At 62.5% G+C, this 22,864-nt stretch carries 25 protein-coding genes; 2 read left to right on the top strand and 23 right to left on the bottom strand.

Annotated elements, in window-relative coordinates; translation table 11 throughout:
- Positions 1-46 precede the first annotated feature (46 nt).
- Positions 47-661, bottom strand: coding sequence for a TetR/AcrR family transcriptional regulator (locus FHR27_RS01330; RefSeq protein WP_179537564.1), 615 nt, complete (start codon positions 659-661; stop codon positions 47-49).
- A gap of 91 nt (positions 662-752) precedes the next feature.
- On the opposite strand from FHR27_RS01330, the gene FHR27_RS01325 reads away from it, so the two are divergent.
- The gene (locus tag FHR27_RS01325) at positions 753-2,222 is read left to right on the top strand and encodes an efflux transporter outer membrane subunit (protein WP_179537563.1); all 1,470 of its coding nucleotides are present in this window, start codon (positions 753-755) and stop codon (positions 2,220-2,222) included.
- Positions 2,223-2,226: 4 nt separating this feature from the next.
- On the opposite strand, the gene FHR27_RS01320 is transcribed toward FHR27_RS01325, so the two are convergent.
- The 3 genes from FHR27_RS01320 to FHR27_RS01310 form a co-directional block, all read right to left on the bottom strand.
- The gene (locus tag FHR27_RS01320; RefSeq protein ID WP_179537562.1) at positions 2,227-2,853 is read right to left on the bottom strand and encodes a glutathione S-transferase family protein; all 627 of its coding nucleotides are present in this window, start codon (positions 2,851-2,853) and stop codon (positions 2,227-2,229) included.
- Between the two features lie 88 nt (positions 2,854-2,941).
- Positions 2,942-3,619: a type 1 glutamine amidotransferase domain-containing protein gene (locus FHR27_RS01315; RefSeq protein ID WP_042555308.1), complete on the bottom strand. Its 678-nt coding sequence runs from the start codon at positions 3,617-3,619 to the stop codon at positions 2,942-2,944.
- Positions 3,620-3,653: 34 nt separating this feature from the next.
- Positions 3,654-5,144: a coniferyl aldehyde dehydrogenase gene (locus FHR27_RS01310; RefSeq protein WP_257027013.1), complete on the bottom strand. Its 1,491-nt coding sequence runs from the start codon at positions 5,142-5,144 to the stop codon at positions 3,654-3,656.
- A 40-nt stretch (positions 5,145-5,184) separates the two neighbouring features.
- On the opposite strand from FHR27_RS01310, the gene FHR27_RS01305 reads away from it, so the two are divergent.
- Complete coding sequence (locus FHR27_RS01305) at positions 5,185-6,084, top strand: LysR family transcriptional regulator (RefSeq protein WP_179537560.1); 900 nt, start codon at positions 5,185-5,187, stop codon at positions 6,082-6,084.
- Positions 6,085-6,215: 131 nt separating this feature from the next.
- Here the strand turns inward: FHR27_RS01305 and der are convergent, their stop codons facing one another.
- From der to trmJ, 19 genes are all read right to left on the bottom strand, one after another.
- Complete coding sequence (der, locus tag FHR27_RS01300; RefSeq protein ID WP_042555305.1) at positions 6,216-7,688, bottom strand: ribosome biogenesis GTPase Der; 1,473 nt, start codon at positions 7,686-7,688, stop codon at positions 6,216-6,218.
- Positions 7,689-7,805: 117 nt separating this feature from the next.
- Positions 7,806-8,957, bottom strand: coding sequence for an outer membrane protein assembly factor BamB (bamB, locus tag FHR27_RS01295; RefSeq protein WP_042555304.1), 1,152 nt, complete (start codon positions 8,955-8,957; stop codon positions 7,806-7,808).
- Positions 8,950-9,588, bottom strand: a complete 639-nt coding sequence (locus FHR27_RS01290; RefSeq protein ID WP_042555360.1) for a tetratricopeptide repeat protein — start codon at positions 9,586-9,588, stop codon at positions 8,950-8,952. Before FHR27_RS01290 ends, bamB begins: the two co-directional genes overlap by 8 nt.
- Positions 9,589-9,622: 34 nt before the next feature.
- Entirely contained in the window at positions 9,623-10,912 is a 1,290-nt protein-coding gene (gene hisS / locus FHR27_RS01285) for a histidine--tRNA ligase (protein ID WP_179537559.1), read from the bottom strand.
- 20 nt (positions 10,913-10,932) lie between these two features.
- The gene (gene ispG, locus FHR27_RS01280; protein WP_042555302.1) at positions 10,933-12,045 is read right to left on the bottom strand and encodes a flavodoxin-dependent (E)-4-hydroxy-3-methylbut-2-enyl-diphosphate synthase; all 1,113 of its coding nucleotides are present in this window, start codon (positions 12,043-12,045) and stop codon (positions 10,933-10,935) included.
- A gap of 1 nt (position 12,046) precedes the next feature.
- A complete protein-coding gene (locus FHR27_RS01275; protein WP_179537558.1) occupies positions 12,047-13,084 on the bottom strand; it encodes a RodZ domain-containing protein in 1,038 nt (345 codons plus the stop codon).
- Positions 13,081-13,845: a type IV pilus biogenesis/stability protein PilW gene (pilW, locus tag FHR27_RS01270; RefSeq protein WP_042555300.1), complete on the bottom strand. Its 765-nt coding sequence runs from the start codon at positions 13,843-13,845 to the stop codon at positions 13,081-13,083. The genes FHR27_RS01275 and pilW overlap by 4 nt, the downstream gene beginning before the upstream one ends.
- Positions 13,846-13,855: 10 nt before the next feature.
- On the bottom strand, positions 13,856-15,004 hold the full coding sequence (gene rlmN, locus FHR27_RS01265; protein WP_042555299.1) for a 23S rRNA (adenine(2503)-C(2))-methyltransferase RlmN: 1,149 nt from the start codon (positions 15,002-15,004) through the stop codon (positions 13,856-13,858).
- Between the two features lie 24 nt (positions 15,005-15,028).
- Complete coding sequence (ndk, locus tag FHR27_RS01260; protein ID WP_042555298.1) at positions 15,029-15,460, bottom strand: nucleoside-diphosphate kinase; 432 nt, start codon at positions 15,458-15,460, stop codon at positions 15,029-15,031.
- Positions 15,461-15,600: 140 nt separating this feature from the next.
- Complete coding sequence (gene iscX / locus FHR27_RS01255) at positions 15,601-15,801, bottom strand: Fe-S cluster assembly protein IscX (RefSeq protein ID WP_042555297.1); 201 nt, start codon at positions 15,799-15,801, stop codon at positions 15,601-15,603.
- Positions 15,802-15,816: 15 nt separating this feature from the next.
- A complete protein-coding gene (fdx, locus tag FHR27_RS01250) occupies positions 15,817-16,158 on the bottom strand; it encodes an ISC system 2Fe-2S type ferredoxin (RefSeq protein WP_042555296.1) in 342 nt (113 codons plus the stop codon).
- Positions 16,159-16,161: 3 nt separating this feature from the next.
- Positions 16,162-18,027 (bottom strand): Fe-S protein assembly chaperone HscA, encoded by a 1,866-nt coding sequence (gene hscA / locus FHR27_RS01245; protein ID WP_042555295.1) that lies wholly within the window; start codon positions 18,025-18,027, stop codon positions 16,162-16,164.
- A 54-nt stretch (positions 18,028-18,081) separates the two neighbouring features.
- Positions 18,082-18,609, bottom strand: a complete 528-nt coding sequence (gene hscB, locus FHR27_RS01240; RefSeq protein ID WP_042555294.1) for a co-chaperone HscB — start codon at positions 18,607-18,609, stop codon at positions 18,082-18,084.
- Positions 18,609-18,932 carry an iron-sulfur cluster assembly protein IscA gene (gene iscA, locus FHR27_RS01235; protein WP_042555293.1) on the bottom strand — a complete coding sequence of 108 codons (324 nt, stop codon included), beginning with the start codon at positions 18,930-18,932 and terminating at the stop codon, positions 18,609-18,611. Before iscA ends, hscB begins: the two co-directional genes overlap by 1 nt.
- A 12-nt stretch (positions 18,933-18,944) precedes the next feature.
- The gene (gene iscU, locus FHR27_RS01230) at positions 18,945-19,331 is read right to left on the bottom strand and encodes a Fe-S cluster assembly scaffold IscU (protein WP_002552476.1); all 387 of its coding nucleotides are present in this window, start codon (positions 19,329-19,331) and stop codon (positions 18,945-18,947) included.
- 42 nt (positions 19,332-19,373) lie between these two features.
- Entirely contained in the window at positions 19,374-20,588 is a 1,215-nt protein-coding gene (locus FHR27_RS01225; protein WP_042555292.1) for an IscS subfamily cysteine desulfurase, read from the bottom strand.
- 43 nt (positions 20,589-20,631) lie between these two features.
- Positions 20,632-21,129, bottom strand: coding sequence for a Fe-S cluster assembly transcriptional regulator IscR (gene iscR / locus FHR27_RS01220; RefSeq protein ID WP_042555291.1), 498 nt, complete (start codon positions 21,127-21,129; stop codon positions 20,632-20,634).
- Between the two features lie 148 nt (positions 21,130-21,277).
- On the bottom strand, positions 21,278-22,057 hold the full coding sequence (cysE, locus tag FHR27_RS01215; RefSeq protein WP_179537557.1) for a serine O-acetyltransferase: 780 nt from the start codon (positions 22,055-22,057) through the stop codon (positions 21,278-21,280).
- Entirely contained in the window at positions 22,050-22,844 is a 795-nt protein-coding gene (gene trmJ, locus FHR27_RS01210) for a tRNA (cytosine(32)/uridine(32)-2'-O)-methyltransferase TrmJ (protein WP_179537556.1), read from the bottom strand. The genes cysE and trmJ overlap by 8 nt, the downstream gene beginning before the upstream one ends.
- Positions 22,845-22,864: the final 20 nt, after the last annotated feature.

Here is a 22,864-nt window from a genome sequence, read left to right as displayed (position 1 = left end):
CATTCTTTGACCTGTGACCAATATTGTCAATGGTCACAACAATTATCTACGGCGCCAGGCTACGCAATATCAAAGCAGGCAGATGCACGACAGCCTCGGGAGTCCCGTCGAGGTTGTACTGCAACTGTGCCGGATTGATGTAGGGCCGCATGATCAGATAGATCGCGTTGACGGCCTCGTCGAGCGGCGTCTTGCGCTCGAATTCGCCGGCCTCGCGACCGTCGAGAAGGATCTGCTGAATGATCCCGCGAATGCGCGCTTCATGGCCTTTGACCGAGGGCCATTGGTCACGCGAGGCCACGGCGGCGATGTCGTAAAGCTTGCGATCATGGAAGAACAGATCGCTGCCCGCCTCTGAAATGGAGCGGAACAGACGCCTGAAGCGCTCGGATGCCGTCGGCGCATCGGCAATCGCGGCATCGACGACCGCCATGATCATGGCCAGTCGATTCGAGCAGATCACCTCGCCGATGGCCTGCTTGGAATCGAAGAACTTGTAGATGTAGGCCTTGGAAAAACCGATGGCCTTGGCCAGGTCGGACACGGTGGTCTTCTCGTAACCGTAGTGGCCGAAATGCTTGGTCGCCGCACTGATGACCTGATCGCGGACGTCGTGATCCAAAGGCCCACGGGTGGATGGCGTATTCATATTTTCGTTCATGCCTGCAGCTTAACTCCATGGTGAGCCGATTGACAGCAAGTGACCAATATATAATATGGTCACACCCTATATCTCGCTTGAGAGAAACGCCATGCCTCCCTTCCGTATTCTTGCGCTCGTGGTGAGCACCAGCCTGGTCGCAGGTTGCGCGGTCGGCCCGGACTACCAACGAGCGGATGCTCCGCTGGCCGACCGTTATCTCGGCCAGGCCGCCATCGAGCAACGGCCGGCAGCCACGCCCGCCAGCTTTGCACAGTGGTGGGAAGGCTTCGGTGACCCGCTACTGAGCAGTCTGGTCGCCAAGGCACTGGAGCAGAACCTGGATATGGCACAGGCTCGGGCTCGCGTTTCCCAGGCACGTGCCGGCCTCGGCGCAGCGAATGCGGCGCTGCTGCCCTCCGGTAGCGTCAACGGACAAGCCGCGCGCGCCTACCAGTCGGTGGAAACGCCACTGGGCCAGGTGCTCGACTCCACGCCTGGCTATGACCGCTATGGTAATAGCTATGAGGCCAACCTCGAAGCGAGCTGGGAGCTGGATGTGTTCGGAGGCTTGCGCCGTGGTCGCGAGGCCGCAGTCGCCGAGTACCAGGCATCCGAGGCTGGCGTGGTCGCCACCCGATTGGCCATCGCTGCACAGACTGCGGATGTCTATACCGTCATTCGCGGGTTACAGGTCCGCCTGGAGATTGCCGAGCGGCAGGTCAAAACCCAGGAGGACTTGCTGGACAAAGTTCGCCTGCTGCACAGCAGAGGCCTGGCCGCCGAGTATCAGGTCGATCAGACCGAGGGTGAGCTGTCGCAGGTTCGGGCCAGCGTACCGGTGCTCCGGGCCGGGCTGGATGCAGCCATGAACGCGCTGGATGTGGTGCTCGGCGCACCGCCGGGCACGCACCGCGACGAGCTCGCTGCAGCCCGCGCAATTCCTCGGGCACCGCAGATTTCGGAAACCGGCTCGCCGGCCGATCTGCTGCGCCGCCGCCCGGACCTCATCGCCGCCGAGCGTCGCCTCGAGGCGGCCAATGCGCGCATCGGCGTGGCGATCAGCGAGTACTACCCCAAGTTTTCACTCGGTGCGCTGATCGGCAGCGCGACCACCTCGGGCGGCAACCTGTTCAGCAGCGGAGCCAGCCAGTCGGCGGGCGTGCTGGGGTTGCGCTGGAGGCTTTTCGACTTCGGCCGCATCAATGCCCAGATCGATCAGGCCAAGGGCCAGGAGGCCGAGGCGCTCGCCAGCTATCGCCTCTCCGTGCTGCGCGCGACAGAAGACGTCGAGAACGCATTCTCCGCCCTGATCAACCGCGAGAGCCAGGCATCGACCCTCGTGGCCGGAGAGACATCGCTGACGCGGGCCCGACAATCTTCGTTCATCGCTTATCAGAACGGCACGGCCAGCTTGATCGATGTGCTCAATGCCGACGAGACGCTGCTTCAGGCTTCCGACGCGAGGGCGCAGGCGCAGACGGAGTCGGCCCGCGCCGCGATAGCGGCATTCCGTGCGCTGGGCGGCGGCTGGCAGCCACATGCTCACCCGGAAGTAGCCGCCAGCGGCGTTGGCGAATGACGCTTCAGCCCTGCTGGCTTTCCAGTGCAACTGCTCGCTGCCAGCTTGGCAGTGCGGTCAGGCGCTGCAGGTAGGCGGCAAGGTGGGGATATCGCTCGCCCAGGGCCAGCTGTTCGACCACGGTGATCGCCACGAAGGCCAGCATGAAGTCGGCACCGGACAGCGTCTCGCCGAGCACGAAATGCCTGTCGGCGAGAAACTCATCCAGGTAGCCCAGCACCTTGTCGAGCTCGGTCTGGGTGTAGCCGCCGAGGAACGCCAAGGTGGTGCCGGCGTCCTGCTCGAAGCGGGTGAAGATCTTCAGCAGTACCGGCACCATCGCCGAGCTTTCGGAGAAGTGCAGCCACTGCAGGTAGTGCAGATAAGCCGGGGAGCTGAAATCCGGCTCCAGCCGTGGCGCGAAGCGACGGATCAGGTATTCGACGATCGCGCCTGATTCGCTCAGCAGTTGCCCATCGAGTTCGATGACCGGGGATTTGCCCAGCGGGTGGATCTGCTTGAGCGCGTCCGGGGCGAGATGGGTGGTGGGGTTTCGCTGATAGCGAACCAGCTTGTAAGGCTCACCTATTTCTTCCAGTAGCCAGAGGATACGCAGCGAGCGAGAGGCGTTGAGGTGGTGAAGCGTGATCATTGGATGTCCTTGTCGATCGTCGAGCTGACAGGAAAAGGCTGAATCGCCCGCGCAGCATCTGCACGGGCGATTCAGCCTCGTTCAGCGGTTACTTGAGTTGCGCGAGCAGCGCCTTGGCGACGTCTTCCGAACTGGCAGGGTTCTGGCCAGTGATCAGCTTGCCGTCTTCGATCACGAAGGGCGCCCAGTCCGGGCCTTTTTCGTAGAGGCCGCCGAGCTTCTGGAATTCGTCTTCGATCAGGAACGGCACCACGTCGGTCAGCTCCACTGCAGCCTCTTCACCGTTGGTGAAGCCGGTGACGCGGCGGCCCTTGATCAGCGGCGAGCCATCGGCGGCTTTGACGTGACGCAGCACACCTGGGGCGTGGCAGACGAAACCGATGGGCTTGCCGGCGCGCTCGAAGGCCTCGATCAGGCTGATGGACAGCTTCGACTCGGCCAGGTCCCACAGCGGGCCGTGGCCGCCTGGGTAGAACACGGTGTCGAAGTCAGCATCCCGGATGGTGTCCAGCTTGACGGTATTGGCCAGGGCTTTCTGTGCGGCCGGGTCGGCCTTGAAGCGGTGAGTGTGCTCGGTCTGGAAATCCGGCAGGTCGCTTTTCGGGTCCAGCGGTGGCTGGCCACCGGCCGGTGAAGCGAGCACCACCTCGGCGCCGGCATCCTTGAACACGTAGTACGGGGCCGCGAACTCTTCGAGCCAGAAGCCGGTTTTCTCGCCGGTGTTGCCGAGCTGATCGTGGGAAGTCAGCACCATCAATACTTTCATTTCGAATACCTTCTGATAGCGGTGGGAGGTTGAGTTAGTCGTTCAAAAAAGCGTCGAGTGCCTGGGCCTTGGCCGCATACGGCGCACGCAGTCGCAGGTTGGAGGCGCCGTCCTGGCTCTGCACCACCACGGGCTTGGCGTGGGTGAAGCGGCGGAAGCCGTGTACACCGTGGTAAGCGCCCATGCCCGAGGCGCCTACGCCACCGAATGGCAAGCTGTCCACCGAGACGTGGGTCATGACATCGTTGATCACCAGGCCTCCCGATGTGGTTTGCGCGCTGAAGCGCTGCTGCTGCAACGGATCATCACCAAAATAGTAAGCCGCCAGCGGACGCGGATTGGCGTTGATGTAGGCAATGGACTCATCGACATGCGCATAAGTTTTGACGGGCAGCAGCGGGCCGAAAATTTCTTCCTGCATGATGGCCATTTCATCGGTGACATCGAGGACCAGGTGCGGCGCGATCTTGCGCGACCTGACATCCAGCGAAGGCTCACCCTCTGGAGCCAGGCTGATCACCCTGGCGCCCTTGCGCTCGGCATCTTCGAGCAGGCCAGCCAGGCGTTCGAAATGACGCGGGTTGATGATCGAGGTGTATTCGGGGTTGCCGATCAGGCTGGGGAAGCTCTCGGCCACGAAGGCCTTGCCGGCCTGCACCAGGGGCTCCAGTGCGCTCTGCGCGATCATCATGTAGTCGGGCGAGAGGCAGATTTGCCCGGCATTGAACGACTTGATGGTCAGCGTGCGCTGCACGGCAGTGCGAATGTCGAAATCCTCGGCGACCACCACGGGTGACTTGCCACCCAGCTCCAGCGTGACCGGCACGAGGTTTTCCGCCGCCGCACGCATCACGTGTTTGCCCACCGCGGTGCTGCCGGTGAAGATCAGGTGATCGAAGGGCAGCGCGCTGAATGCCTGGCCGACGCCAGCATCGCCCAGCACCACGGTCAGCTCGTTCGGATCGAAATAACGGGCCACCAGTTCGGCGAGCAGTTCGGAGGTGCGGGGCGTCAATTCGGACGGTTTGAGCATCGCGGTATTACCCGCCGCGAACACGCCGGCCAGCGGGCCGAAGGCCAGGTTGATCGGGAAGTTCCAGGGGCTGATGATGCCCACCACGCCCAGCGGCTGCTGCTCGATCCAGGCCTGCATGCCGGGACCGGGGCTCTCTACCTGCTCGGGCTGCATCCACTGCTCTACGTGTACGGCCGAATGCTCGAGCATTTTGATGGTGGTGACCAGATCGGCAACCATCGACTGGTAGATGCTGCGGTTGCCGAAATCCGCACTCATCGCATCGCTGATCGCCTGATGGTTGTCGCGAATCAGCTTGGCGCTGCGTTGCAGTCGATCCTGACGGAGCTGCGCATCGGCAGGCCCTGCGTTCAGGTGCGCGCGCTTCATGCTGCGCAGAATGGCCTGCAGGTCTTGTGTATTGAGCTGGTCGTTCATCGCCCTTCTCCTCGATGTCGTCGGTAAACAATGACGCCATGTTAGGGAGCTGGCCCAGGCAGGAGTAGACAGGGTATTTTACCCGACACATAAATATTTTTATGGATGAGCCATGTCTCTGCTTCGCCTGAGGACCTTCATCGAGGTTTACCGCCAGCGCTCGATCAGTGGCGCGGCGCGCACGCTGAACCTCACACAGCCAGCGGTTTCACAGCATATCTCGGGCCTCGAAACGGCCATTGGCAGGAGCCTGTTCGAGCGCCAGGCGCGTGGCGTGGAGCCGACGTCTGCAGCACGGGAACTGGCGGCCGACATCGGCGACAAGCTGGACTCCGCGGAGGCCGCACTGGCCTCGGCACGCGCCCGCTCGATAGAACTGGCTGGCGCGCTGCAGATCATTGGCCATGCCGACTTCCTCGCCGAGGTGGTTTCCCGACAGCTCAAACCGCTGCTGGAAGAAGGCATCCGTATCCGCATGCAGCACGGCGATCACGAGCTGATCTGCCGCATGCTGCTGGAGGGCAACTGCGACCTGGGCGTGGCGGCGTCGGCACCGAACGACAGCCGCCTGCGCAATGAATTGCTGTACACCGATGACGTTATCGCCGTGGCAGCCCCCGCCGTGGTGCAGCGTTTGACGACAGCGAAGGATTTTCACCGTGCGCTGCAAGCCGAGCCCGTACTGGCCTACAGCCTGGAATTACCCCTGATCGATTCGTGGCTGGCCATCAACAAGATAGAAATGGAGTCGGCCATCCCTGCAATGGTCGGCCAGGATCTGCGTACTCTACGCACGCTGTTGATCGACGGGTTTGGATGGAGCACATTGCCGGCCTACCTGTGCAAGGCCGCTATCGAGCGCGGAGAGCTGCGGGAGATACCTGCGCCGGTCGGCCATGCGAGCCGCGAGTACCACCTGTTGTGGACGCCCAGCGCGCTGCGTCAGCCACGCGTCGCGCATGCCCGCCACGCGCTGCTGTGGCGCCTGCGTGGCAGTCGGCGTGTCGAGTGACTTCACAGGCCAACCTGATCGCCTGCGCCTGAAACGAAAAAGGGATAGCTACGCTTGTAGCTATCCCTTTTCCTGTGGAGCGACCGGCTGAGTTACTGCGGGTCGCTACCCGCTTTCAGCCAGAACACCGATCAGCGCTTGTCCTTGCGCTTCTTGTCGGCCTTCTTGTGGTGGCTCATCAAACGACGCTTCTTGTTCACCTGGCGATCGGTGAGGGTGTTCTTGTTGCCCTCATACGGGTTCTCGCCGCCCTTGAACTCGATGCGGATCGGCGTGCCGACCAGCTTGAGCACCCGCCGATAGGTATTTTCCAGATAGCGGATATAGGACTTGGGTACCGCATCGACCTGGTTGCCGTGAATCACGATCAGCGGCGGGTTGGCACCACCCAGGTGGGCGTAGCGCAGCTTGATGCGACGGTTGTTGACCATGGGCGGCGCGTGCTCACGCACGGCGTCTTCGAGGATCTGCGTCAGGCGGTTGGTCGGCCAGCGGGTGATCGCCGACTGGAACGAGGCCTGTACCGACTTGTACAGATGGCCAACACCGGTGCCATGCAGCGCCGAGATGAAGTGGATATCGGCGAAGTCGACGAAGAACAACCGGCGTTGCAGCTCGGTTTTCACGTAGTCGCGTTCGCTGGGCTCCATGCCGTCCCACTTGTTGAGGGCGATGACTAGGGCACGACCACTCTCGAGCACGAAACCGAGCAGGTTGAGGTCGTGATCGACCACGCCTTCGCGGGCATCCATGACGAACACCACGACGTTGGAATCCTGGATCGCCTGCAGCGTCTTGACCACCGAGAACTTTTCCACCGCCTCGAAGATCTTGCCGCGGCGGCGCACGCCGGCGGTGTCGATCAGGGTGTACTTCTCGTCGTCCCGCTCGAAGGGGATGTAGATGCTGTCACGGGTGGTGCCGGCCTGATCGTAGACGATGACCCGGTCTTCACCGAGCATGCGGTTGACCAGGGTCGACTTGCCGACGTTGGGGCGACCGATGATGGCCAGCTTGATGCCGTCCTTCTCGCTCGGCCCGGGAATGCGCTTGGCTTCCTCGCCTTCGGCAACCACTTCCTCTTCTTCGCCTTCTTCAGGCTCGCCAGCATCCTTGGGAAAGCTGCCCAGTGCCGCTTCGAGCATCTGGGTGATGCCACGGCCATGGGCACCGGCGATGGCCAGAGCCTCGCCCATGCCCAGCGGGGCGAATTCGGCGCGGGCCAGATCCGGGTCGAGGTTGTCGACCTTGTTGACCACCAGGAAGCTGCGCTTGTTGCGCTTGCGCAGGTGCTCGCCAATCATCTGGTCGGAGGCGGACAGCCCGGCACGGGCGTCGACCAGGAACAGCACGGCGTCGGCTTCTTCGATGGCCTGCAGGGACTGCTCGGCCATCTTCGCATCGATGCCTTCTTCGTCACCGGAGATACCACCGGTGTCGATCACGATATAGGTACGCCCCTGCCATTTGGCCTCGCCGTACTGGCGGTCGCGGGTCAGACCCGAAAGGTCACCGACGATCGCGTCGCGGGTGCGGGTCAGGCGGTTGAACAAGGTGGATTTGCCGACGTTCGGCCGACCCACCAGGGCAATTACGGGAACCATTCGGCTCTCCACTTCGTTATTTCAGAAAATACAAAAGCCGCTGCACAGGCAGCGGCCACAAATCTCGCACTATCCGCCCCGCTCGCCCGGCCGTGGCCGGGCGAGCGGAACAGGGGCTCACTTGATGGTCAAGGCCACCAGTTTGCCGCCGTTGCCGAAGGCGTACAGCCAGTCACCGACGACCAGCGGACGGGCACGCAGGCCATCACTGTCGATGCGGATACGACCGACGAAACGGCCGTCGACCTGGCTGATCAGGTGCAGGTAGCCTTCCAGATCGCCGAATGCGACGTAGCTGGAGAACACCTGCGGCGCCGACAGCTGGCGACGAGCCAGGGCATCGTTGCTCCACAGGGCCGAAGCCGAGCGCTCGTCGATGCTTTCCACGGTGCCGCTGGCCAGGGTCACGTAAACGTTACCGAAACCTTGCGCCACGCCCATGGAGCTGGAGGCTTCGCGCTGCCACAGCACACGGCCGCTTTCCAGATCGAGGGAAGCGACGCGGCCCTGGTAGGTCACCACGTACAACTGGCCACCGGAGAGCAGCAGACCACCGTCGATGTCGACGATGCGGTCCAGCTCGGAGCGGCCCTGCGGGATGGCGACGCGCTGTTCCCACACCGGGATGCCACGCTGGGCGTCCAGGGCGATGACCTTGCCGCTGGACAGACCGGCGATGGCCAACTGGTTGGTCAGTACCGGGCTGCCGGTGCCGCGCAGGGTCAGTACCGCCGGGGTGTTTTCGAAGATCCAGCGCTGCTGGCCGCTGTAGGCGTCCAGAGCTACCAGCGTGTCGTCCTGGGTCTGCACCAGCACGGTGTCGCTGCTGATGGCCGGAGCGGAGAGCACTTCGCTCGGCACCTTGGCGCGCCACTTCTCTTCGCCGGTGGACGAGTCCAGAGCGATCACTTCACCCTTGAGGGTGCCGACCACGACCATGCCGTAGCCAGCCGCCACGGCGCCGGAGACCGGTACTTCCAGCTCCTTCTTCCAGGACACCTTGCCGGTGGTGCGCTCCATGGACACGATCAGGCCTTCGACGTCAGCGGCGAAGATCTGCTCACCGTCGACCACGGGCTCGAGCATGTTGTAGATGTCGCCCTGACCGTTACCGATCGAACGGCTCCACTCTTTCTGCAGCGTCACTTCTTCCTTGAAGTCAGGCAGTTCGGCAGGTGGCAGTTCTTTCTTGCTGTTGCTGCTGCAACCGACGACCAGAACGGCCAGGGCCAGCAGTGCGGCATTCTTCCAACGCATCACGTCATGCATCCCCTTTGGCCAGGTCGTCGATCTTCATCTGCAGACCACCAACGGCCGCTTCTTCAGACAGCGCGCCCTTGGCTTTCACATAGGCGGCGTGGGCATCGTCGGTACGGCCCAGCTTCACCAGCAGGTCGCCCTTGAGCTCTTCGCGGCTGGCCAGGTAAGCCTTGTCGGCGTCGCCTTCGAGCAGCTTCAGGCCTTCTTCGGCCTTGTCCTGGGCAGCCAGTACACGGGCCAGACGCTGGCGAGCGAGCTCACCGAGGGTCTCATTGGCCGGCTTGTCGACCACGCTGCGCAGCTCGGCTGCAGCGTCGTCCAGCTTGCCGGACTCGACCGCGACCTTGGCCACGAACAGGCTGCCGTACTGGGCGTACTGGGTGCCGCCGAAATCGCTCTTGAGCTGGCCCGACAGCGCTGCCACTTTGGCTGCATCGGGCTGACCGCTCGGGGTCATGGCCGACTCGAGCAGTTGCTGGTAGATCACCGAAGCGCCCTGAGCCTGATTGCTCTGGTACTTCTGCCAGCCCTGCCAGCCGAATACCGCGATCAGCGCCAGAGCGCCGCCAGCCAGCAGAGGCTTGCCGTTACGCTGCCACCAGTCCTTCAGGCCGGCCAGTTCATCATCATCGCTATTCAACGCCACCCCAGATACTCCTTAATCGCTAAATCGCTCAAACCTGCTTGGTGCAGGACGCCAGATGGCCGGCAAGATCCGACCAGGCAATGCTTTGTTGTTCGCTGTCATCGCGCAAAGGTTTGCAACCTACCACGCGCTTGGCCAGTTCGTCCTCACCCAGAATCAGAGCATACAGGGCTCCGCTCTTGTCGGCTTTCTTGAACTGGCTCTTGAAGCTGCCACCGCCGGCATTCACCAGCAGACGCAGCCCCGGAACTTCGTTGCGCAGATTCTCCGCCAGGGCCAGGGCTGCCAGCTCGGCAGGCTCGCCAAAGGCGCAGATGAAGGCGTCTGCCGGACGGCTCAGCTCGGCGGGCACACGCTGCAGGGTCTCGAGCAGCAGCACCAGACGCTCGACGCCCATGGCGAAGCCGACACCCGGGGTCGGCTTGCCGCCGAACTGGGTGATCAGGCCATCGTAACGGCCACCGGCGCACACGGTGCCCTGGGAGCCGAGCTTGTCGGTGACCCACTCGAACACGGTACGGCCGTAGTAGTCCAGACCACGCACCAGCTTGGGGTTGATCTCGTAGGCGATGCCGACGGCATCGAGACGGGCCTTGAGGCCGGCGAAGTGCAGACGGGACTCTTCGTCCAGGTAGTCGTGCAGGGTCGGCGCGTCGGCAAGCAGCGCCTGGGTAGTGGCCACCTTGCTGTCGAGAATCCGCAGCGGGTTGGTGGTCAGACGGCGCTGGCTGTCTTCGTCGAGCTGGTCGAAACGCTCCTGCAGATAGGCCACCAGCGCATCGCGATACACCGCGCGGGCTTCGCTGGAACCCAGGCTGTTGAGCTGCAGGGTCACTGCATCGCCGAGGCCCAGTTGTTTCCACAGGCGCCAGGTCAGGGTGATCAGCTCGGCATCGATGTCCGGCCCAGGCAGGTTGAAGACTTCAACGCCGATCTGGTGGAACTGGCGATAACGGCCCTTCTGCGGCTTCTCGTAGCGAAACATGGGGCCCGCGTACCAGAGCTTCTGCACCTGGCCGCCACCGGTCATGCCATGCTCGAGCACGGCGCGCACGCAACCAGCGGTGCCTTCGGGGCGCAGGGTCAGGGATTCGTTGTTGCGGTCGAGAAAGGTGTACATCTCCTTGTCGACCACGTCGGTGCCCTCGCCGATGCCGCGGGCGAACAGTTCGGTGAACTCGAGGATCGGCAGACGCATTTCCTGATAGCCGTAGCTGTCCAGCAGCTCTGCCAGGGTGGTTTCCAGGTAACGCCAGGCTGGGGTCTGCTGCGGCAGGATATCGTTCATGCCACGGATGGCTTGCAGGAACTTGCTCAATTGTTTTCCTTAGGCACGGGTCAGCCGCGCACGATCACGGCCGCGTCGGCTGCGACCTTCTCGGCCGCCTTTGTGCGGATCAGCCGTTCCAGCTCATCCACCAGGTTGGTGTTGGTCAGTTTCGAGACGGGCTTGCCGTCGATGTAGACCAGGTTGTTCGGGCTGCCGCCGGTAAGGCCGATGTGGGCCTCCTTGGCTTCGCCCGGGCCGTTGACCACGCAGCCGATCACCGCGACGTCCAGAGGCACCAGCAGGTCCTCGACGCGGGTTTCCAGCTCGTTCATGGTCTTGACCACATCGAAGTTCTGGCGCGAGCAGCTTGGGCAGGCGATGAAGTTGATGCCCCGCGAGCGCAGGCGCAACGACTTGAGAATATCGAAGCCGACCTTGATCTCTTCCACCGGGTCGGCGGCCAGGGAAATGCGGATGGTGTCGCCGATGCCATCGGCCAGCAGCATGCCCAGGCCAACGGAGGACTTCACGGTACCGGAGCGCAGGCCACCGGCTTCGGTGATGCCCAGGTGCAGCGGCTGTTCGATCTGCTTGGCGAGCAGACGATAGGCTTCGACGGCCATGAACACGTCGGAGGCCTTCACGCTGACCTTGAAGTCAGGGAAGTTCAGGCGGTCGAGGTGCTCCACGTGACGCAGTGCGGATTCGACCAGTGCTTCAGGGGTCGGCTCGCCGTATTTCTTCTGCAGGTCCTTTTCCAGCGAACCGGCGTTCACGCCGATGCGGATCGGGATGCCCTTGTCGCGGGCTGCCTCGACCACCGCCTTGACCCGGTCTTCACGACCGATGTTGCCGGGGTTGATGCGCAGACAGTCGACGCCCAGCTCGGCCACACGCAGGGCGATCAGGTAATCGAAGTGAATGTCCGCCACCAGCGGCAGGTTGACCTGCTGCTTGATGCGGCCAAAGGCTTCGGCAGCGTCCATGTCCGGCACCGATACGCGCACGATGTCGGCACCGGCCGCTTCGAGGCGACGGATCTGCTCGACGGTCGCGGCGACATCGTTGGTGTCGGTGTTGGTCATGCTCTGTACGGCGATGGGCGCGTCGCCCCCTACCGGTACAGAACCGACCCAGATCTTGCGGGACAACCGGCGTTTGATCGGCGATTCACCGTGCATATTACTGTCCACCCAACTTCAAGCGTGCGGTTTCACCGGAGATGTGCGGCGTTACGTCGACGGCAGCGCCGTTGTAGGTCACCTGGGCACCACGAGCGAAGCCCAGACGCAGTTCGAGCGGCGCCTGGCCACGGGCATCGAGGCTGTCGCCGGCACGCTTCAGGCCGCTGGCGACGACCTTGCCGTTGGCGTCGGTCACCTGAATCCAGCAGTCGGCGGTGAACTTCAGACTCACCAGGCCTTCACCCGCGGCGACTGGCGCCTGGGGCTGTGCGGCGGCCGGCGCAGGTGCGCTGGCAGCGGGGGCTGTCGGTGCCGCTGGCGCGGCCGGGGCAGCAGGCGTACCGGCCTGGGCAGGTGCCTGCGCGGCATCGGCTGGGACGCTCTGGCCGGCCGGAGGATTCTGTTCCAGCAACTCGCTGGCAGTGGCTTCCGGCGTGGAGTCGGCGGTATCGCCTGGCTGCTCGGCAGGAACGCTCGGCAGCGGCAGCTCGGTGGCACCTTGATTCTGCGCTTCGGCAACGGCTTGATCTTCCGGCTCGTCGAGCGGGTGGATCTGCGTATTGCCATCGGCACCGTCGACTTCGACATGGCCCAGGCCAACGTTCTTCAGGTCATCGAGCTGCCAGCCCTGATCCTGCCACCAGTAGAAGCAGGCACCGCCCACACCGAGCAGCAGCAGGAAGCTGACCAGGCGCAGGATGCTCTGCGAGTAGCGCGTCGGCTCTTCGATACGCCCCAGGGCATGCACACTGCTGCCCGTGGCGTTACTGCCCGTGTATTGGTCGAAATCGGCGACCAGAGGCGCTTGCTCCATGCCCAGCAGTTTCGCGTAGGCGCGGATGTAGCCACGGGCGAAGGTGTTGCCCGGCAACTTGTCGAACTCGCCGGCCTCCAGCTGGGTCAGGCGCATTGGCGTGAGGTTGAGCTGGGTCGCTACTTCGGCGACCGACCAGCCTCTTTTCTCGCGTTCCGCACGCAGGGCTTCACCAGGATTGACGCGATGAGCTGCTGCAACTTCAGGTTGGGCCGCTTTCATCTTTGCTCCGACAGATATTGCTGATATTCCGGCGTACCGGGATAAAGACGTTTCAACTGCAGGCCGAGGCTGGCGGCGCGGTCACGATCCTCGAAGATCGTGGCCAGGCGCGTACCCAACAACAGGCTGCGGGCGTTCTGCTCGGCAATGGCGCTGTAGCCTTCGTAATAGCTGCGCGCCGGGACGTACTGCTTGTCTTCGAACGAGAGGTTCGCCATTTCCAGCAGCGCACGCGGCTGGCGGCTGTTGAGGCGTAGCGAACGCTCGAAATAGGCTTTGGCCTCGTCACGCTGCTTGAGCATCATGGCGGTCATGCCAAGGTTCTCGAACACCCGGGCGCGCTCTGGGTAGAGGCTGTCCTCGGCGGCGAGACTGTAGCGCTGCAGCGCTTCGTCGTAGCGTTTCTGTTCGAACAGGAAGCCGGCGTAATTGTTCAGCAGCCGTGCGTCCTTGGGGTTGTTCGACAGTGATTTGCGGAAATGTTCATCCGCCAGCTTCGGTTCCATCTCACGCTGGAACACCAGGGCCAGTACGGCGTGAGCATCGGGAGCGGACGAATCGATATCCAGGGCGTTCTTCAACGGCACCTTGGCCGGCCCGGTTTCACCCTGCTGCAGATAGCCGATGCCAAGCTGGACGAAAGAATCGTAAGCCTTCTTGCGGCCTTCGGTGGTCTTCATCGGGTCGACGTCACCGGTGGAGACACAGCCGGTGAGCAGACTTGCACTCAGCAGAAACAGCATGGAACGCAGCACGGTCATGGAGATCCTCTCAGGTACGACTGACGGCAGGACGCGGAGTATCCGCATCGCCGTTCAGCTGGCGCACGGCGATGTAACGTTCGCTGCGGCGGGTACGGTCCATTACCTGGCCAACCAGTTGCCCGCACGCCGCGTCGATATCTTCACCACGGGTGGTGCGCACCGTGACGTTGTGACCGGCTTTTTGCAAGAGTTCCTGGAAACGGCGAATGGCGTTGTTGCTCGGACGCTCATAACCCGAATGGGGGAACGGGTTGAACGGAATCAGGTTGATCTTGCAGGGCATGTCGGCCAGCAGCGCGACCATCTGCTCGGCGTGCTCGAGTCTATCGTTCACGTCCTTGAGCAGGGTGTATTCGATTGTCAGCACACGTTTCTCGCCGAGGCGCGAAACATAACGCTTGCAGGCAGCCAGCAGCATCTCCAGCGGGTACTTCTTGTTGATCGGTACCAGTTGGCTGCGCAGTTCGTCGTTCGGCGCGTGCAGCGACAGCGCCAGGGACACGTCGATCACTTCACCGAGCTTGTCGATCATCGGCACCACGCCGGAGGTCGACAGGGTCACCTTGCGCTTGGAAATGCCGTAGCCGAGGTCATCCATCATGATTTTCATGGCGGCGACGACGTTGTCGAAGTTCAGCAGCGGCTCGCCCATGCCCATCATCACCACGTTGGTGACGGCACGGTCGATCTTCGCCGGCACGCTGCCGAACGATTTGCAGGCGATCCACACCTGGCCGATGATCTCGGCCGCGGTGAGGTCGCTGTTGAAACCTTGCTTGCCCGTGGAGCAGAAGCTGCAGTCCAGAGCACAGCCAGCTTGTGAGGAAACGCAAAGCGTGCCACGCCCACCCTGGGGGATGTACACGGTTTCCACGCAGCTGCCCGACGCCACACGCACGACCCACTTGCGGGTGCCATCGGAAGAAATGTCTTCGCTGACCACTTCGGGCCCGCGAATGTAGGCAGCGGCCTCGAGCTTTTCGCGCAAGGCCTTGCCGACGTTGGTCATGGCGGCGAAATCATCGACGCCGAAGTGGTGAATCCACTTCATGACCTGACCGGCACGAAAGCGCTTCTCTCCGATGCTGTCGAAGAACTGCTCCATTTCCGGCTGGGTCAGGCCCAGCAGGTTGATTTTGCCATTCGTGTCGGTCATGACGTCACCTTCGCACGCTTCGCCTTAGCGAATGCGAGCGTTTACCTCGGTAGCGGAGAAGAAGTAAGCAATTTCGCGAGCAGCGGAAGCTTCCGAGTCGGAACCGTGAACGGCGTTCTCGTCGATGGAAACGGCGAAGTCGGCACGGATGGTGCCGGCAGCAGCTTCTTTCGGGTTGGTAGCGCCCATCAGCTCACGGTTCTTGGCGATGGCGTTTTCGCCTTCCAGAACCTGGACGATGACCGGGCCGGAAGTCATGAATGCAACCAGATCCTTGAAGAAACCACGCTCGCTGTGCTCGGCGTAGAAGCCAGCAGCTTCGCGCTCGGACAGTTGCAGTTGCTTGGAAGCGACAATGCGCAGACCGGCTTTTTCGAAACGAGTGGTGATCTCGCCGATGACGTTTTTAGCGACGGCATCAGGCTTGATGATGGAGAACGTGCGTTGAACAGCCATTTGAAACTCCAGAAACAGTGGATTAAAGCCAAAAATTAAACCCGCGAATTATACGCGGGTTCCAGTCAAAAGCATAAGAGCGGAGCCCATACTGCCCCTCCACCCTGCACGCCGGGGTCGACCGAAGCCGCCCTGACGGGTCATTGCGCCTCTTCGATCCAGGCCGCCTGAATGGCTTCGAGCACCTTTTCGCCGCCGCGTTGCGGGTCGTCGGAAAATTCCGGCAGCTCTACCACCCAGCGATGCAGCTGGACGAAATTCACGTAACGGGGATCCACATCCGGCTTGCCGTCGGCGAGCTGGATGGCGATTTCGAGAACATCAACCCATTTCAGGCTCATGCGTGGGCTTCCTGATCAGTGCGGCGCTTCGGCGGCGTGGTTGAGCGAATACTTGGGAATTTCGACGGTGATGTCTTCTTCACCAACGATAGCCTGACAGGCGAGACGCGACTGAGCTTCCAGCCCCCAGGCCTTGTCGAGGTAATCCTCTTCGAGCTCGTCGGCTTCGTTCAGCGAATCGAAACCTTCACGCACGACGCAGTGGCAGGTGGTGCAGGCACACACGCCGCCACAGGCGCTTTCCATCTCGATATGGTGCTCGTGGGCCAGCTCCAGAATGGAAGTACCAGGCTGAGCCTCAACCACCAGCCCTTCCGGACAGAATTTCTCGTGGGGCAGAAAAATTACCTGAGGCATCAGTTATTCCTCGATCTCATTCAGGTTGCGCCCGGCCAGCGCGGCTTTCACCGTCAGGTCCATGCGGCGGGCTGCAAAAGCATCGGTCACTTGCGACAGACGTTTGGTCTGCTGCTCGATGGCCACGCCATCGGTACCGGTCAACAAATCACGTAATTCCTGCATCTGCAGGTCGATCACCATGCGCTCCTCGGCATCCAGCAGACGCTCGCCATCGACCTGCAGGGCAGCCTCGACCGCCTCGATCAGACGCTGGGCGTCAACCTGCTGCTCGCGCAACGCGCGGGCGGCCTTGTCACCACCGGCGTGCTGGAAGGAGTCCTTCAGCATGCGCGCCACCTCACCATCGGTAAGGCCGTAGGACGGCTTGACCTGGATACTGGCTTCGACGCCCGAAGCCAGCTCGCGGGCACTTACACTGAGCAGACCGTCGGCGTCCACCTGGAAGGTCACGCGGATCTTCGCCGCGCCAGCCACCATGGGCGGAATGCCACGCAGCTCGAAACGCGCCAGGGACCGGCAATCGCTGATCAGTTCGCGCTCACCCTGCAGCACGTGGATCATCATGGCGCTCTGGCCATCTTTGTAGGTAGTGAATTCCTGTGCACGGGCCACTGGAATCGTGGTGTTGCGCGGAATCACCTTCTCCATCAGCCCGCCCATGGTTTCCAGCCCCAGGGACAACGGGATGACGTCCAGCAGAAGCAATTCTTCGCCGTCTGCACGGCGATTGCCAGCCAGGGCATCGGCCTGGATCGCCGCACCGATGGCGACCACCTGATCGGGGTCGATATCGGTCAGCGGCTGACGGCCGAACAGCTCGCCAACCGCTTCGCGCACACGCGGCACCCGGGTCGAGCCGCCAACCATGACCACGGCACCGACGTCTTCGACTTCGACACCGGAATCACGCACGGCGCGACGGCAGGCCTTCAGGCTGCGCGCCACCATGGGCTCGATCAGCGCCTGGAAATCGGTACGGGACAGCACGCCGCGCCAATCGCCATGCACGACCTCGACGCTCTCGGCAGCGGTCAGCGCTTCCTTGGCGGCACAGGCGGTCTGCAGCAGGCTGCGCTGGGCACCCGGCTCGATATCGGCGGACAGCCCGGCCTGCTCGACGATCCAGCCGGCGATGGCGTGATCGAAATCGTCACCACCCAGCGCACTGTCGCCACCGGTGGCCAGCACCTCGAACACGCCACCGGTCAGGCGCAGGATGGAGATATCGAAGGTGCCGCCGCCCAGGTCGTAGATCGCCACCACGCCTTCGGCGTTCTGGTCGAGGCCATAGGCGACCGCAGCGGCGGTGGGCTCGTTGAGCAGGCGCAGCACGCTGAGACCGGCCAGACGCGCAGCGTCCTTGGTGGCCTGACGCTGGGAATCGTCGAAATAGGCCGGCACGGTGATCACCGCGCCCACCAGCTCGCCACCCAGGGTCGACTCGGCACGCTGACGCAATACCCGAAGGATGTCGGCGGACACTTCAACCGGGCTTTTCAGCCCTTGCACGGTGTCGATGAAGGGCATGTGCGACTCGCCGGCGACGAAGCGGTAAGGCAGTTGCTCACCCAATTGCTTCACATCGGAAAGGCCGCGGCCCATCAGGCGCTTGACCGACAGGATGCTGTTGAAGGGGTCGCTGGCGGCGTCACGGCGGGCCGTTTCACCGACCTCGACGCGATCGGCGTGATAACGCACGGCCGAGGGCAGAATCAGGCGCCCTTCAGTGTCCGGCAGCGGCTCGCTGACGCCGCTGCGCACGGCAGCGACCAGGGAATTGGTGGTGCCCAGGTCGATCCCTACAGCCAGACGACGCTGGTGTGGTTGTGGGCTCTGTCCGGGCTCAGCAATCTGCAATAAAGCCATAGGTAGTCGGTGCTTATCTGGGTATCAGGCACGGCCACGGCAGCCGTACGAGCATTAATCGTCGAGGCGCTCTTCCAGCTGGCGCACCTCGTGGGAAAGCTTGTCGAGGAACTGCATGCGGCGCATCAGGCGTTCAGCCTCTTCTCGGCGCGCATTGTCCTCCCAAGCCTCGGCGAAACGTTCGTTCAGTTCCTGCTGGGCGATCTTCAGGCGGCCCTTGAAAGCGGCAACACCAGCCAGGTCGGCCTCGTCCTGCAACTCTTCGAGCTCTTCACGCCACTGCATCTGCTGCATCAGGAAATCGGGATCCTGCACGGTGACTTCCAGCGGCAGCTCGGGGCCACGCATCGCCAGCAGATAACGAGCCCGCTGCGAGTCGCTCTTGAGCGTGCGGTAGGCCTCGTTGAGGCTCGCCGAGCGTTCCAGCGCCAGGCGCTGCTCGCGCTCGGAAGCGTCGGCGAAACGATCGGGGTGCACGCTACGAGCCAACTCGCGGTAACGAGCCGCCAACTGATCGAGATCCAGACGAAAGCTCGGCTGCAACTCGAACAGGGCGAAATGGCAGGGACCGGAACTGTTCATCAGATGTTGAAGCTTTCGCCACAGCCACATTCGCCACGGACGTTCGGGTTGTTGAACTTGAAGCCTTCGTTCAACCCTTCCTTGACGAAATCGAGCTCGGTGCCGTCGAGGTAAACCAGGCTTTTGGGATCGATGATCACCTTCACGCCATGGCTCTCGAACACCTGGTCTTCGCCGGCGGTTTCGTCGACGAACTCCAACACGTAAGCCAGACCGGAACAGCCGGTGGTGCGTACACCCAGGCGGATACCCTCACCCTTGCCACGACCGTCGAGCGAACGACGGATATGCTGGGCAGCGGCTTGAGTCATGCTGATGGCCATCGACAAACCTCCTTAGAGCAAACCTTTCTTCTGCTTGTAGTCGCGCACGGCCGCCTTGATGGCGTCCTCGGCGAGCACCGAGCAGTGAATCTTCACGGGTGGCAGAGCCAGCTCTTCGGCGAGCTGGGTATTCTTGATGGTCTCTGCCTCGTCCAGCGTCTTGCCCTTCATCCACTCGGTGGCCAGGGAGCTGGAGGCGATGGCGGAGCCACAGCCGTAGGTCTTGAACTTGGCGTCTTCGATGACGCCCTGCTCGTTGACCTTGATCTGCAGACGCATCACGTCGCCGCAGGCCGGCGCGCCGACCATGCCGGTGCCGACGTCAGGATCTTCCGCGTTCATCTTGCCGACGTTGCGCGGGTTCTCGTAGTGGTCGATGACCTTTTCGCTGTAAGCCATGTTATCAATCCTCTTTCATCAGGCGCCGCTCACCGGCAGCTTTTAGTGTGCTGCCCATTCCACCTTGGAAATGTCGACACCTTCTTTGAACATATCCCAGAGCGGCGACAGTTCGCGCAGCTTGGTGACTGCCTCGCGTACTTTCTCCGCGGCGTAATCGACTTCTTCTTCGGTGGTGAAACGACCGAAGGTGAATCGAATGGAGCTGTGTGCCAATTCGTCGTTACGGCCCAGGGCGCGCAGCACGTAGGAAGGCTCCAGGGAGGCCGAGGTACAGGCCGAACCGGACGATACCGCCAGGTCCTTGAGGGCCATGATCAGCGACTCGCCTTCGACGTAGTTGAAACTGAGATTCAGGTTGTGCGGTACACGGGCAGTCATGCTGCCATTGATGTACAGCTCTTCCAGGCCGTCGACCTGCTTGAAGAAACGGTCGCGCAGGGCCAGCACCTTGGCGTTCTCTGCAGCCATTTCTTCCTTGGCGATACGGAAGGCTTCGCCCATGCCGACGCACTGGTGGGTCGCCAGGGTGCCGGAACGCATGCCGCGTTCGTGGCCGCCACCGTGGGTCTGAGCTTCCAGACGGATGCGTGGCTTGCGGCGTACGTAAAGCGCGCCGACCCCTTTCGGACCGTAGGTCTTGTGCGCCGAGAAGGCCATCAAGTCGACCTTGAGCGTTTGCAGGTCGATTTCCACCTTGCCGGTCGACTGGGCGGCATCGACGTGAAAGAACACGCCACGGGCGCGCAGCAGCTCACCGATCGCTGCGATGTCGTTGACGGTACCGATTTCGTTGTTGACGTGCATGATCGACACCAGAATGGTGTCTTCACGCAGCGCCGCCTCGACCATGGCCGGGGTGATCAGGCCATCTTCGCCGGGCTCGATGTAGGTGACTTCGAAGCCTTCACGCTCGAGCTGACGCATGGTGTCGAGCACCGCTTTGTGCTCGATCTTCGAGGTGATCAGGTGCTTGCCCTTGCTTGCGTAGAAGCTGGCTACGCCCTTGATCGCGAGGTTGTCGGACTCGGTGGCACCGGAGGTCCAGACGATCTCGCGAGGGTCGGCGTTGACCAGTTCGGCAACCTGACGGCGGGCATTCTCTACCGCTTCTTCGGCTTTCCAGCCGAACACGTGGGAACGCGAAGCCGGGTTGCCGAAGTTGCCTTCGTTGGTCAGGCATTCGATCATTTTTTGCGCAACGCGAGGATCGACCGGCGTTGTCGCGGAGTAGTCCATGTAGATCGGCAATTTCATTTCGGTATCTCCTAATCAGGTATAAGGCCGGCGCCTTGCGTGCTCAATCGACGGTGGACGCTTCAATCTTATCCAGAAGGTGTGCCCTGCCATTGTTGTTGCAGCGGCGCTGATCCTGGCGCTGGGCGACTTCCTGCACCTCGCGGCGCGTGACCAGATCGGCCAGGCTGATGCCGCTGAGGAACTCGTGGATCTGCTGGCTCAGATCACACCACAGGTGGTGGGTCAGGCAGATGTCGCCGGAGTGACAACCGCCCTGCCCCTGGCAACGGGTGGCGTCGACGGATTCGTTGACCGCGTCGATCACTTCAGCGACCTGGATACCCTGCATGTTGCGCGACAGCTGATAGCCGCCACCCGGACCACGCACGCTGGATACCAGACTCCCACGGCGAAGCTTGGCGAACAGCTGCTCGAGATAGGAGAGAGAAATACCCTGGCGCTCGGAGATATCGGCGAGGGATACCGGCCCGTTCTGCGCATGCAGCGCGAGATCGAGCATGGCAGTCACGGCGTATCGGCCTTTGGTAGTCAGTCGCATGAAGGGTTACCAAGGAATCACAATGTGGCGCAATTATCCTATTCCCGAGTATTTAAGTCAACTATAAGACCTACCAAAACACTCGGGTTTAGGCGCCTTGCACGCCCGGAATGGCGGCGGATCATAGCAAAGCTACGCCCGCCACGCATCAGGCGGCCGGCTTGTCGCCCTGCCCCTTGCAGACACCGTCGAAGTCCTCGGCACGCAGTTCCGGCAGATCCTTGGCACGGTAGTCACTACCCAGCGCACCGAGCGCCTCGCACATGCCTTCCAGGCGATTGTCGACCGCATGCAGGTGATCGAGCAGCTGCGCGATCGCCCGCGCCACCGGATCGGGCATGTCCTGACTGACGCCGTAGGCATCGAAACCCAGTTTGTCGGCGATGGCCTGGCGCTGCGCCTCGAGCCCGTCATCGTCCTTGACGATGATCTTGGCGGGGATACCCACCGCCGTCGCACCAGCCGGCACCGCCTTGGTGACCACTGCGTTGGAACCGATCTTGGCACCGGCACCGACCGTGAACGGACCGAGCACCTTGGCGCCAGCGCCCACCACCACGCCATCTTCGAGCGTCGGGTGGCGCTTGCCCTTGCTCCAGCTGGTGCCGCCCAGGGTCACGCCCTGATAGAGCGTCACGTCGTCCCCGATCTCCGCGGTTTCACCGATGACGATGCCCATACCGTGGTCGATGAAGAAACGCCGGCCGATCACCGCACCCGGGTGAATCTCGATGCCGGTCAGCCAGCGACTGAAGTTCGACACGCTGCGCGCCAGCCATTTCCAACCGGACACCCACAACCCATGCGCGGCACGATGCAGCCAAACCGCATGCAACCCGGGGTAACAGGTGACCACTTCGAACGCATTGCGCGCCGCCGGATCACGATGAAAAACACCCTGGATATCTTCCCGCATGCGCTCAAACATCAGTCTTTCCCCGCTTATGGTGCTCGCCGCGCGCCGCCTTGAGCGTTTCCGTCAACACGCCGCGCAAGATGTTCATTTCCAGCTTGGTCACGCCACTGCGGCCGTACAGACGACGCAGGCGACTCATCAGATGGCGCGGATTGACCGGGTCCAGAAAACCGATTTCCACCAACGATTTCTCGAGGTGCCCATAGAAGGACTCCATCTCGTCAGCGGTCACCGGTTGCTCACCCTCATCGACAGCAACCTCCTGACGAGGCGCCACAAGGGGCGCATTCTCCAGCGCCAGGGCGGCCATGCGCGCCTCGTAGGTCAGCACCTGCACGGCGGCCGCCAGGTTCAGCGAACTGAACGCGGGGTCGGACGGGATGTGCACATGAAAGTGACAGCGCTGCAGCTCTTCGTTGGTCAGGCCGGCGTGTTCGCGACCGAACACCAGCGCCACCTCGCCGCCGGCACCAGCTTTTTCCACAGCCGCCACGCCACACTCGCGCGGATCGATCAGCGGCCAGGGTATGCGTCGCTCACGGGCACTGGTGCCGAATACCAGGCTGCAACCGACGAGGGCATCTTCGAGACTCGAAACCACCAGGGCAGAATCGAGAATATCGGTAGCCCCGGACGCTCGAGCCACCGCCTCTTCGCTCGGAAACTGCCGCGGCTCGACCAGCACCAGCCGCGACAGCCCCATGTTTTTCATGGCGCGAGCCGCCCCACCGATGTTGCCGGGATGACTGGTGCTGACCAGTACCACTCGAATGTTCTGCAGCAAGGGAGACGCCCGCATCGGATAAATAAGGTGACAAA

This window comes from Pseudomonas flavescens, from assembly GCF_013408425.1.
GTDB classification, from domain to species: Bacteria; Pseudomonadota; Gammaproteobacteria; order Pseudomonadales; family Pseudomonadaceae; genus Aquipseudomonas; species Aquipseudomonas fulva_A.
The sequence above is the reverse complement of the archived record's forward strand: the minus strand, read 5'-3'. Positions and strand labels throughout refer to the sequence as shown.